This window comes from Alphaproteobacteria bacterium, assembly GCA_030739735.1.
Taxonomy (GTDB): domain Bacteria; phylum Pseudomonadota; class Alphaproteobacteria; order UBA7887; family UBA7887; genus UBA7887.
This window is the reverse complement of sequence record JASLYQ010000007.1, coordinates 18,957-31,435: the sequence shown is the minus strand read 5'-3', so window position 1 is coordinate 31,435 and position 12,479 is coordinate 18,957. Positions and strand designations below refer to the sequence as shown.

Annotated in this window: 9 protein-coding genes; 3 read left to right on the top strand and 6 right to left on the bottom strand. The window is 63.9% G+C overall.

Features of this window, described 5'->3' with window-relative positions; all coding sequences use genetic code 11:
* From addB to trxA, 3 genes are read left to right on the top strand one after another with little or no spacing between them, the layout of a single operon-like run.
* Positions 1-2,949, top strand: a complete 2,949-nt coding sequence (addB, locus tag QF629_05235) for a double-strand break repair protein AddB (protein ID MDP6012934.1) — start codon at positions 1-3, stop codon at positions 2,947-2,949.
* The gene (addA, locus tag QF629_05230) at positions 2,949-6,383 is read left to right on the top strand and encodes a double-strand break repair helicase AddA (GenBank protein ID MDP6012933.1); all 3,435 of its coding nucleotides are present in this window, start codon (positions 2,949-2,951) and stop codon (positions 6,381-6,383) included. Before addB ends, addA begins: the two co-directional genes overlap by 1 nt.
* A 57-nt stretch (positions 6,384-6,440) precedes the next feature.
* The gene (gene trxA, locus QF629_05225) at positions 6,441-6,761 is read left to right on the top strand and encodes a thioredoxin TrxA (GenBank protein ID MDP6012932.1); all 321 of its coding nucleotides are present in this window, start codon (positions 6,441-6,443) and stop codon (positions 6,759-6,761) included.
* A 9-nt stretch (positions 6,762-6,770) separates the two neighbouring features.
* Here the strand turns inward: trxA and QF629_05220 are convergent, their stop codons facing one another.
* From QF629_05220 to pyrF, 6 genes are read right to left on the bottom strand one after another with little or no spacing between them, the layout of a single operon-like run.
* Entirely contained in the window at positions 6,771-8,024 is a 1,254-nt protein-coding gene (locus QF629_05220) for a bifunctional folylpolyglutamate synthase/dihydrofolate synthase (protein ID MDP6012931.1), read from the bottom strand.
* The gene (accD, locus tag QF629_05215; protein MDP6012930.1) at positions 7,999-8,976 is read right to left on the bottom strand and encodes an acetyl-CoA carboxylase, carboxyltransferase subunit beta; all 978 of its coding nucleotides are present in this window, start codon (positions 8,974-8,976) and stop codon (positions 7,999-8,001) included. The genes QF629_05220 and accD overlap by 26 nt, the downstream gene beginning before the upstream one ends.
* Before the next feature lie 19 nt (positions 8,977-8,995).
* A complete protein-coding gene (gene trpA / locus QF629_05210) occupies positions 8,996-9,808 on the bottom strand; it encodes a tryptophan synthase subunit alpha (protein ID MDP6012929.1) in 813 nt (270 codons plus the stop codon).
* Positions 9,805-11,016: a tryptophan synthase subunit beta gene (gene trpB / locus QF629_05205; protein ID MDP6012928.1), complete on the bottom strand. Its 1,212-nt coding sequence runs from the start codon at positions 11,014-11,016 to the stop codon at positions 9,805-9,807. Before trpB ends, trpA begins: the two co-directional genes overlap by 4 nt.
* Before the next feature lie 6 nt (positions 11,017-11,022).
* The gene (locus QF629_05200; protein ID MDP6012927.1) at positions 11,023-11,685 is read right to left on the bottom strand and encodes a phosphoribosylanthranilate isomerase; all 663 of its coding nucleotides are present in this window, start codon (positions 11,683-11,685) and stop codon (positions 11,023-11,025) included.
* 3 nt (positions 11,686-11,688) lie between these two features.
* Positions 11,689-12,420, bottom strand: a complete 732-nt coding sequence (gene pyrF, locus QF629_05195) for an orotidine-5'-phosphate decarboxylase (GenBank protein MDP6012926.1) — start codon at positions 12,418-12,420, stop codon at positions 11,689-11,691.
* Positions 12,421-12,479: the final 59 nt, after the last annotated feature.

The following is a 12,479-nucleotide window of genomic DNA, read 5'->3' as shown; positions in this document are numbered from 1 at the left end:
ATGGCCCGAGCGGGAAAGCTCTTCACAATTCCCGCCGGCGTCTCCTTCGTCAATGCCCTGGCGGAGGGCGTGCTTGCCGAGCATGGCGATACACCGCTATCCTTGAGCGGCGTTACGCTGCTACTGCCGACGCGGCGGGCGGTGCGCAGCCTGCGCGAGGCATTTCTGCGCTTGAGCAGCGGGCCGATGCTGCTGCCGACGATGAGCGCCATCGGCGATGTCGATGAGGACGAGTTAGCACTCAGTGAGGATAACGATACGGGTGAAATAGCACTCGACTGTCCACCCGCGATCGGCGAGCTCGAACGACAATTGCTGCTGGCACAACTGATACGGCAATGGGAATCTGGGCGTGCCGGCGCACGCTCCAACCAAGGCCAGGCCGTGCGCCTGGCCGGCGAGCTGGCGCGGTTGATCGACCAGGTACAGACCGCGCGCCTCGACTTCGCCGGCCTGAAAACGCTAGTCGAGGGCGATCTCGCCGAGCATTGGCAGCAGACGCTTCACTTCCTGCGCATCGTAACGGAGGCCTGGCCGAGCCTGCTCGCCAGCCGCCACGGCATCGACCCAGCCGAACGCCGCAACCGTATGCTGGCGGCGCTTGCCTCACATTGGCAGGAACATCCGCCGGAGATACCGGTGATCGCCGCCGGCTCCACTGGCAGCGTGCCGGCTACAGCCGATCTGCTTGCCGTCGTGGCCACGCTACCGCAAGGATCCATAGTCCTACCCGGACTCGACCGTGGGCTCGACGACGAGAGCTGGCGCGCGCTCGGCGAAACTCACCCACAATTCGGTATGGCTCAACTGCTCGAGCGCCTCGGCATCGAGCGCGAAGACGTGCAGGCCTGGCCCTGGGGCGGCGGTGGCGATGACGACCGCGCCGCGCTCGCGCGTGAGGTCATGCGGCCTGAGGCCACAGCCCACGCCTGGGCTGACCTCGCTTACCTAGACGCTGTAGCGGCGACCAGCGGACTCAGCCGCATCGATTGTTCCGATTCGCGCGCCGAGGCCGGTGTTGTTGCCCTTCTCATGCGGGAGACTATGGAGCAGCCGGGTCGCACCGCCGCCCTAGTCACGCCCGACCGCGATCTCGCACGTCGCGTTCGCGCCGAACTTGGCCGCTGGAACATCACCGTTGACGACTCCGCCGGGCGGCCCCTGGCCAAAACCATACCCGGCACCTTCCTGCGCCTAACGCTCGACGCTTTACGGGAAGAGCTGGCACCGGTGCCACTACTGTCACTGCTGAAGCATCCCCTGGCAGCGGGCGCCGAGAAACGAGCCGCCTTCCGTGCCCGGGCGCGAGAACTGGAGCGTGCCTGCCTACGCGGACCGCGGCCGGGCCCGGGCTTCGCCGGCTTGCACCGGGCACTCGGCGACTACAAGAGTCTGCGCGCCTGGCTAAGACCACTCGAAGAGGCAGCAACACCCCTGCTGCGCCGGCTCAAGCGCACACGCCCGGTAGCCCTCACCGATCTGGTGCACGACCACTTGGTATTTGCTGAATGGCTCGCCAGCGATGACGAGCAAGACGGCGCCGGTGCCCTGTGGCAGGGCGAGGCCGGCAGCGTCGCGGCAGCGCTTTTCGAGCAGTTGCTAGCGACGGCTGAAGACCTGCATGCCATTTCGGCAGCCGAATATCCGGCACTGATTGAGGCCTTGCTGGCACGTGCGGTGGTGCGGCCACACGCAGGTGTTCATCCGCGTCTGGCCATATGGGGACCGTTGGAAGCGCGCCTACAACACGCTGACCGCATCATTCTGGGCGGGTTAGTCGAAGCGAGCTGGCCAGGCGAGGTGACAGCCAATCCCTGGTTGAGCCGGCCCATGCGTCATTCCTTTGGCCTGCCCTTGTCAGAGCGCGCGGTGGGCCTCGCCGCGCACGACTTCGCGCAACTGTTTTGTGCACCCGAGGTGGTGTTGACCCGCGCCGAGAAGGTGGACGGCACACCGACGGTTCCCTCGCGCTGGCTGGTGCGCCTCGATACCGTACTCGAAGGCGTGAGCGGCGCCGGAATCATCCGCGACCCCCTTTGGCAGCAGTGGTACAATGCGCTCGACGCGCCCGAGGGACCGCCACAGCCCCTGCCACCGCCCGAGCCGCGGCCACCGGTCGCCGCCCGCCCGCGCCGCCTTTCTGTCACCCACATCGAGCGCTGGATGCGCGACCCTTATGATATATTCGCCCAGCACATATTGGGTCTAGAGGCACTAGATCCGATCGATGCCACGCTCGGCCCGACCCAGTTCGGTCGATACATCCACCACGCTTTGCACGAATTTATCAGCCGGACGAGCGAGCCATTCCCCGATGACGCTGAAGACAGGCTGCTCGAAATAGGACGACAGGCCATGGTGGAGGCCGAAGCCTATCCCGGTCTTTGGGCCTTTCTCTGGCCCCGCTTCGAGCGCATTGCGAAATGGTTCCTGGCAAGGGAAGGAGAACGTCGCGGCGCCGGCCTAGTCAGCCACACAGAGATTGTCGGCAGCCTGAACCTCACCGGGGCAGAGCCTTTCAGTGTTAGCGCTATCGCCGATCGCATCGATCTCGATGGGGAGGGCAAGGCGTATATCATCGACTACAAAACCGGTGGCGTGCCGAGTGAGACCGAGGTCGCGGCCGGCTTTGCGCCTCAATTACCACTCGAAGCGGCGATCGCCCTTGCCAGTGGCTTTCCCGGTCTTTCCGTGCACGGCCTCGGGCCGCTCGCCTACTGGCACATTGGCGGGGGACGCGAAGTAGGCACAATCCGTGCCCTGAAGCACGATGCCTCGGAGTTAGCGGCAGAAGCGGTGGCCGGGCTGAATAAGCTTGTTACCGCCTTTGACCAAGACCAGACCCCTTATATCGCCCGCCCAACCCCAGCCGCCGCACCGAGCTATAGCGACTACCAACATCTGGCCCGTGTCGGCGAGTGGTCAGCGACCGAGCGGGAGGGTAGGTGATGAGCGAAAGCATCTCCCGCGCCGATGCCGCCCAGCGCAGCGCGTCCGATCCCACAGTCTCGATCTGGGTCGCGGCCTCAGCCGGCACCGGCAAGACCAAGGTGCTGACCGATCGCGTACTGCGCCTAATGCTCGGCGGCGACGAAACGCCGACGCTGCCCAACCGCATCCTTTGCCTCACCTTCACCAAGGCCGCGGCGGCCGAGATGGCCAACCGGCTCGCGCACAGACTCGGCCGCTGGGCAGTCATGCCGGCTGACGAACTCAAGTCGGAACTTCAGCATCTGTCGGGCGCCGCACCGTCACCCGAGCTGGTCGAGCGCGCCCGCCGCCTGCTCGCCGCGGTGCTGGAGACGCCGGGCGGCATGCGCATCCAAACCATCCACGCCTTCTGTCAGACGTTGCTCGCACGCTTCCCGCTCGAGGCCGGCGTTTCACCTCACTTCGAGGTGGTCGACGAGCGCTCGGCGGAAGACCTCCTGGGCACAGCACGTGAGGAACTGATCGCGCACATCGACCCGGACAGCGGTGATGCACTGGCCCGCGCACTCGACGTAATCACTCGCAATGTGCATGAGACGCGGCTTGCCGACCTGCTCGCGGAACTAACCCGCGAACGCGGTCGTCTAGCGCGCCTGCGCCTCAGGCACGGCGGGGTGGTGGGGCTGCTAACGAGCCTGCGTGACCGTCTCGAGTTGGCAGCCGGCGAAACGTCAGACAGCGTGCTACGTGAGGCCTGCGCCGATGGCACTTTCGCACGCGACCCCTTGCGGGCTGCCGCCGCCGCGCTAACCGAAGGCTCCGCCAGAGACGCCGAACACGGCCGCGTCATCGCCGACTGGCTTGCTCTTGATGATGCCGACGCACGACACGATAACTTCGCAACCTATCGACTCGCCTTCTTTACCAAGGATGGAAAGCTTCGTGCCAAACTTTTGACCAAGAAGGTCGATACTTCTGCCGAGGAGCCCCTAATCGCGGAGGCTAAGCGTCTTCTGGCGCTTGATCAGCGGCTGCGAAACGCCACGATCGCCGAAGCGACGGAAGCAATCCTGATCTTCGCTACCGCCTTGCTCGACGCTTATGATGCGAAAAAGCGCGCCCGCAACTGGCTTGATTATGATGATCTAATCCTACACACACAGGCCCTCCTAGCGGCGGGCTCTGGCCGCGCCGCTTGGGTGCTCTATAAGCTCGACGGCGGCCTTGACCATATTCTTGTCGACGAGGCACAGGATACCAACCCAGACCAGTGGGCCGTGGTTGAGGCCTTGGCGAATGAGTTTTTCGCCGGAGCCGGAGCACGCGATATCCCGCGCACCATATTCGGTGTCGGCGATGCCAAGCAGTCAATCTACGGCTTCCAACGCGCCGACCCGCGTATCTTCGCCGGTACCCGCGAGCAGTTCCGCGCCCGCGTTCAGGCCGCCGAACGTCGCTGGGAGCAGGTGCCGCTGGACGTTTCGTTTCGCTCAACCACCGCCGTTCTGGATACAGTCGATAGAGTCTTCGCCGATGCCGCAGCGCGCGACGGCTTGCTCTTCGGTGAAAGCGACGTCGCACACGAATCCGCGCGCATCGGCCAGGCCGGACTAGTAGAGCTCTGGGCACCCGTCGAGCCGGAGGCTGAGGATATGCCCGCTCCCTGGAAGCCGCCCGTCGAGCGCGGAGAGGGCGAGAGCTCACAAAGCCGTTTCGCCGATATCCTGGCCGGACGCATCGCCGCAATGTGCAACGGCAGCGACCGGCTCGAGTCCCACGACCGCACCATCCAGCCCGGTGACATCATGGTGTTGGTGCGCCGCCGCAACACCTTCATGGACGAGTTGGTACGCCGCCTCAAGGAACGCGATGTGCCGGTCGCCGGTATCGACCGGCTGGTGTTGACCAATCACATTGCCGTTATGGACCTGCTCTCGCTCGGCCGCTTCCTACTGCTGCCCGACGACGATCTCAGCCTGGCCGAGACACTGAAGAGCCCGATGTTCGGCCTCGACGACGACGATCTTTTCTCACTGGCTTATGGCCGTGGAGAGCGCAACCTGTGGCAGGTTCTGCTGGGACGCCAACATCTCAAGGCGAGCTGGGGTGTTGCGGCGCGTACGCTGTCGGACCTGCTCGCGCGTGCCGACCGGATGACACCTTATGAGCTGTTTGCCGAAGCCTTGAGCCGACCTCACGGCAGACAGGCCATTCTCGCCCGCCTCGGCACGGAGGCCATCGACCCACTTGACGAACTGCTGGCTCAGGCCTTGGCCTTCGAGCGGGCACACTTGCCCAGCTTGCAGGGCTTCCTGCATTGGCTCGACAGTGGCGACGTGGTGGTCAAGCGCGACCTTGATGTCGGGGGGGGCGGCGGCGCCGTCAGGGTAATGACGGTGCATGGTGCAAAAGGCCTGGAAGCGCCTATCGTATTCCTACCCGACAGCCTGCAAGCTCCTGCCCACTCGCCGATGCTGGCCTGGGACCCGGAGAATGAGGGCGTGCTTTGGCCGCCGTCAGCGGCCATGCGCAACGGATTGTCGGAGGCCTGGATCGAGGAAGCCAAGGGCCGCGACCGTGAGGAGTACCGCCGCCTACTCTATGTGGCGATGACCCGCGCGGCCGACCGGCTCTACGTCTGCGGTTGGCGCGACCGTCGTAAAGAGCCTGTGGACTGCTGGTATCATCTGGTGCGCACCGGACTGGAAGAGCTAGGCAAGCCGGTCGGCGACGGCACACCGGGCACACCTATCCTGCGCCACCAGGTCAACCAAGCGGCAGAACCCGATTCGGTCTCGCAGCCGAGCGACGTATCGCGCAGCGCCAAGGCTCCGGATTGGACGCGTTATCTGCCACCGCCCGAGCCAACACCACCGGTACCGCTGGTGCCGTCGGCCATGCTGGCGGAGGAGCCCCCAACACGATCGCCGCTGGCGCCGGAGGTGGGAACTGCGGCGGAGCGCGGTCGCCTGATTCACCGCTTGCTGCAAAGCCTGCCCAACCTGGCACTAACCGAGCGGGCGGAGGCCTGCCGACGCTTTCTTGCCCGTCCAGCTCTGACACTGTCCCCAGAGGCATGTGAGGAGATCACCGCAGCCACCCTCGCCGTCATGGATAGTGCGGATTTCGGCCCAGTATTCGGCCCCGGTAGCCGGGCCGAGGTGCCCATTGCCGGCGCCCTGCCCGTGAGCGGTGCCGTACTGTCAGGCCAGATCGACCGTCTCGTCGTGACCGACGATGCCGTGCTGGCGGTCGATTACAAGACAGGGCGCGGTGCGCCCGCCACACCAGCTGACGCACCCGCGCCCTATTTGCGTCAAATGGCCGCCTATAGGGCTGGGCTGCGCCTCATTTATCCCGGCCATCGCATACATTGCGGCTTGTTGTGGACCGAGCAACCGGCCCTGATGGCGCTACCCAATGCGCTGCTTGACGCGCATGCTCCAGCTTGACGCGCCGCCGATCGGTACCTACATTTTTCCTTCAAAAGCTGAGTTCAGGAGCAATTTATGGCAACCACGATCGTCTCGGACGCTACCTTCGAGCAGGACGTTCTCAACGCTGAAACCCCCGTTCTCGTGGATTTCTGGGCAGAATGGTGCGGCCCGTGCAAGCAGATCGCGCCACTGCTCAAGGAGATTTCGGACGAATATGGCGAGCGGTTGACTATCGCCAAACTCAATATCGACGAGAATCCTAAAACCCCCAACAAATACCGGGTTCAGGGCATCCCAACCCTGCTACTGTTCAAGAGTGGTGAAGTGGCAGCCATGAAAGTGGGCTCCATGCCCAAGAGCACGCTCGACGCCTGGGTCGAGTCGAATATCTAACGCCTTGGTTTATTGGGGTGGCGTGCCGTTCTCGGCAAGTGCCTGCCCCACCAGATAAAGCGAGCCGCAGACAAGGATGCGAGCGTCAGCCGGACAGGCTGTCAACGCCTCTTGTAGGTCGTTGGCTTGTTCGCAGGCTGGCAGCGCAGTGGCAATCTCGGCCGCTGACAGGCTTTGCGCATGGCCTGGAATGGCCAGCGCCACGGCGTGGTCGGCAAGAGCAGCAAGCGACTCGAGAAAGGCCTCGGACGACTTGCTATCGAGCATGCCGACAACGAGTGCCAGCGGCCGGTCAGCCCAGGCCGCCTTAGCGTGAGCCGTAAGCGCCACCCCGGCATCGGCATTGTGGCCGCCGTCGAGCCATAGCTCGCAACCCGGCGGCAGGCACTCAATCAGGGCACCGGAGTCGAGCCGCTGCAGCCTGCCTGGCCAGACTGTACTAGCAAAACGCGGCGCATCTATGCCCAGCAATTCAAGACAAGCTACCGCCTGGCCCGCCGTGGCGATCTGATGGGGTCCGGGAAGTGGCGGCAGGGGCAGACGCAACTCGCGCGGGCCGGCACGATAGGTCATGCCATCAACATCGCCTGCGATCGACCAGTCACGCCCTTCCAAGATCGTCGGCGCGTCCCGTTTCGCGATGGCGTCCCAGGCTTCTGGTTGCTGCATGGCGACCACGCAAGGCACGCCCGGACGCGTGATCGCCGCCTTTTCCGCCGCGATCTCGGCCAGGCTATCGCCAAGGAATTGCTGATGGTCGAGGCCTATCGGTGTGATTGCCGTCAGCCGCGGCGCATCAAGAACGTTGGTGGCATCGAGGCGCCCACCAAGCCCGGTCTCGAGCAGCAACATATCGGCTGGGCTACGGGAGAAGGCGAGCATTGCCGCTGCAGTGGTGATCTCAAAGAAAGTGATGGCCGCGCCGGCATTAGCCGCTTCGCACTCATCGAGCAAGGCCGCAAGCGCATCGTCATCGATTAGGCGCCCGGCAAGACGGATGCGTTCGGCGAAGGCGACTAGGTGGGGCGAGGTGTAGACATGCACCTTGTGGCCCTCCGCCTCCAGCGCTGCGCGCAGGAAGGCAATCAGCGAGCCCTTGCCGTTGGTGCCGGCGACATGCACCGTCGGCGGCAGGGTCTGCTCCGGATTACCGAGCGCCGTCAGAAGCCGCTCGATGCGGCCGAGCGACAGGTCGATTCGCTTGGGGTGCAGGCGCAGAAGGCGGTCGAGGACCGCTTCACTTCTCGGCAAGGGGGGCGTCATCGTCGTGAGGCTCTGGCGGCAGCATTTCCGCTTTCGGCACGACCTCGCCCAGCTCCGGAATGGCCACGCTGCGCTCGACTAGGTCGACCACATCGGCGTCGGGCAGCGGCGACGTAAGCAACGAGATCAGGCGAATCAAGGTCGGCCGTATCTCGTGTCTGTGCACTACGGCATCGACCATACCGTGCTCGAGCAGATACTCGGATTTCTGAAAGCCCTCGGGCAGGGTCTGATGCAGCGTGCTCTCGATGACCCGCGGGCCAGCAAAGCCGATCAGCGCATCGGGTTCAGCAAGGGTGATGTCACCCAACATGGCGAAGGAGGCGGTAACGCCGCCAGTAGTTGGGTTAGTTAGTACAACAATATACGGCAGGCCTTTCTCACGTACCTCATTGACGGCGATGGTGGTGCGCGGCATCTGCATCAACGACAAAATACCCTCCTGCATGCGGGCGCCGCCAGAGGACGGGAATACCATCAACGGTGCCTTCTGCAGAATAGCCAACTTGGATGCCGCCACTAGACCCTCGCCTACAGCCATACCCATGGAGCCCCCCATAAAGCTGAAATTGAAGGCGCAGGCCACCACCTGACACCCGCCAATGGCGCCATGCACAACACTCACCGCATCCTGGCATCCGCTCTTGGTCTGAGCATCCTTGAGCCGGTCCACATAGCGCTTGGTGTCACGAAAACGCAGAGGATCGACAGGCACTTCGGGCAGCGCGATCGCGGTGTAGCTGGCATCATCGAAGAGCACCGCGAAACGGTCCTCACTGCCGATCGCCATGTGGTAATCGCAATGGGGGCAGACATAGAGTTTCGATTTTAGGTCGCGGTGGAAGATCATCTGGTCGCAGGATGGGCACTGGTCCCACAGATTATCTGGCACATTACGACGTGTCACCAGCGCCCTGATCTTTGGCCTGACGTAATTATTGAGCCAACTCATGCTTCGCTCTACTTTTTCCTTATGTTCGCGCGCCACGCACGCCAGCAGCCAACGACTCGACCAGCTCGACCACCGACGCAATGGGATCGCCACCGTCACGCTCGGCCATAGCAATACGGTCGACGAAGGCCGAGCCCACCACTGCCGCATCGGCATGGCGCGCTACCGCCGCCGCCTGCTCCGGCGTCTTGATGCCAAAGCCGACCACCACCGGCAAGTCTGTACGATGCTTTAGCCGCGCCACCGCCGCGGCCATCGCGTCTTGGTCAGCCGCCCCGGCACCGGTGATGCCGGTGATCGAAACATAATACAGGAAACCGCTGGTGTTACGCAGCACTACCGGTAGGCGCTCATCGTCCGTGGTCGGCGTCGCCAGACGGACGAAGGCGACGCCCTTCTCGAGGGCGGGAAGACAAAGCTCCTCATCCTCCTCCGGCGGCAGATCGACGACGATCAGGCCATCCACGCCGGCGACCAGGGCGTCATCGAGAAAGCGCTCAACACCGTAGACATAGACAGGATTGTAGTACCCCATGAGGATAATCGGCGTGTCGTCGTCACCATCACGAAACTCCCGCACCATCGCAAGCGTCTTGGCCAGAGTCTGGCCCGCTGCGAGGGCGCGCTGCCCGGCCAGCTGGATGGCCGGTCCGTCGGCCATGGGATCGGTGAACGGCATGCCGAGCTCGATGACATCGGCACCAGCGGCCGGCAGGCGCTTGACCAGTGCCAGCCCGCGCTTGGCATCCGGATCGCCCGCCATGACGAAAACCACAAGGCCCGCACGACCATCGTCCGCCAGGGCCGCAAAGCGCTTCTCGATCCGACTCACAGCCTCACACCCAGCTTCTCCGCCACGGCGAAGATATCCTTGTCGCCTCTGCCGCACATGTTCATTACCAAGAGATGGTCGTTCGGCAGGTCGGGTGCAATCTTGATCACATGGGCAAGCGCATGCGCCGGCTCCAACGCCGGGATGATGCCTTCGAGGCGCGAACAGAGCTGGAAGGCGTCTAGCGCTTCGCTGTCCGTAACCGAGACGTAATCCACGCGGCCCTGCTCGTACAGCCAGGCATGCTCCGGACCGATGCCAGGATAATCGAGCCCAGCCGAGATGGAATGGGCGTCGGCGATCTGGCCATCATCATCCTGCAGCAGATAGGTGCGGTTGCCGTGCAGCACGCCAGGCGTACCGCTGCTGAGCGAGGCCGCGTGGCGTCCGGTCTCGACGCCCTCACCGCCGGCCTCAACGCCGATGATGCGCACGTCGCGATCGTCGAGGAAGGGGTGGAACAGGCCGATAGCATTCGAGCCGCCGCCGATACAGGCCACCAGGGTATCCGGAAGACGGCCCTCGGCAGCCTGAATCTGCTCGCGCGCCTCGCGCCCAATCACCGACTGGAAGTCGCGCACCAGCTCAGGGTATGGGTGCGGACCGGCCACAGTGCCGATGATGTAATAGGTATTTTCAACATTAGTTACCCAGTCGCGCAGTGCCTCATTCATTGCGTCCTTCAGGGTTGCCGTGCCCGAGGTCACCGAGCACACCTCCGCGCCCAAGAGCTTCATGCGAAAGACATTGGGTTGCTGACGAACGATATCTGTCTCGCCCATATAGACCGTGCACGGCAACCCGAACAGCGCACAGACGGTTGCTGTGGCAACGCCATGCTGGCCAGCGCCAGTTTCGGCGATGATCCGCGTTTTTCCCATGCGCCGCGCCAGCAAAATCTGACCGATGCAGTTATTGATCTTGTGGGCACCGGTGTGATTGAGTTCATCGCGCTTGAAATAGATACGCGCACCGCCAAGCTGCTCGCTAAGATGCTGAGCAAGGTAAAGCGGGCTCGGCCGACCCACGTAATGGGCCATCAGGTCGTCGAACTCCGCCGCGAAGGCAGGATCGACCTTGGCCTCGCCATAGGCGCGCTCGAGGTCGAGGATCAGCGGCATCAGGGTTTCGGCTACGAAGCGGCCGCCGAAATTGCCGAAATGGCCCTGCTCGTCGGGACCCTCGCGATAGCTGTTGATTGCCGTCATTTACGCTCACTCTTTGGTTCGCGTCAGGGCCGCCACCGCGGCCAGAAAGGCGCCTATCTTAACCGCGTCCTTTTGCCCTGGCCGCACCTCGACACCGGAGCAGACATCGACATGCTCGGTGCCGGTGAGAGCCACCGCGTGGGCGACGTTATCGACATCGAGCCCACCCGAGAGCAGCCACGGCAGCCGCCACCGGCGATCACTCAACAGCCGCCAGTCGAAAGCTACGCCGCGCCCGCCTGGCAGGGCCGCACCGGGCGGTGCCTTGGCATCGAACAACAGCCAATCGGCTACACGCTCATAGGCTTCGGCGGCAGCGAGGTCGGCAGCGGTAGCCAAGGGGATGGCCTTGATCACCTGCCAGGCGTAGCGCTGCTTCACATCGGCGACGCGACTGGGGCTCTCGCTGCCATGCAGCTGGACCATTTCAAGGGGCACCTTGGCCAGCAGGCGCGCTAGCTGATCGTCGCCAGGATCGACCATAACACCGACCCGGTCGACGCCCTCTGGCACGCGCGCCGCCAAGGCCGCCGCTCGCTCCACTTCGAGATACCGAGGTGAGCGAGGAAAGAAGATAAACCCGACACGCCGCGCGCCACCGGCGAGCGCTGCCGCCAAAGACGCCTCGTCGCTCAGGCCGCAAATCTTTGCGCTGACTACGCTGATCATCGGTCAACCGGATATCGTCGCCATCTCGTCGGCAATACGCTCAGCGGCAGCAGCCGGATCGTCCGAACTCGTAATGGGTCGGCCGATGACCAGATAGTCGGCGCCGTTGCGCACCGAGTCCGCCGGCGTGACGATGCGCTTTTGGTCATCCGCAGTCGACCAGGCCGGACGGATGCCGGGTACCACTACCTTGAACTCGTCACCACAGAGCTGACGGATCGTGGTGATCTCGTGAGCCGAGGCCACAACACCGTCCATGCCGCAATCCTGGGCCAATTCGGCGAGCCGCCTGACCTGGTCGGCAATGGGTCCGTGCATACCAACGGTAGCGATGTCGTCTTCATTAAAACTCGTCAGCACGGTCACGGCCAGCAGCAACGGACACCGCCCGTCCGCACCATCGGCGATCCGCATGGCCGCGGCTGCGGCCGCCCGCATCATCGCCGCGCCGCCACTGGCATGAAGCGTGATCATCATGGGATCACACGGTGCTGCAGCGTGAAGCGCGCGGGCGACCGTATTGGGAATATCGTAGAGCTTGAGGTCAAGGAAGATCGGCAAGCTACCCGCGGCGACCTGGCGCACGCCGTCCGGACCATTGGCGGAAAAGAACTCTAGACCCAGCTTGAGCGCGCCGACACGACCGGCGAGTGCACCAGCCAGCATGCTGGCTTCGTCGGCGTCGCTGGTATCGACGGCACAAATGATCTGCCCGGCGCGGTCGGCTGCGGTCATGGGCTATCCTCCATGACAGTGTTCCTCGAACCCCGGCGGGCGTAACACATCCGATCCCG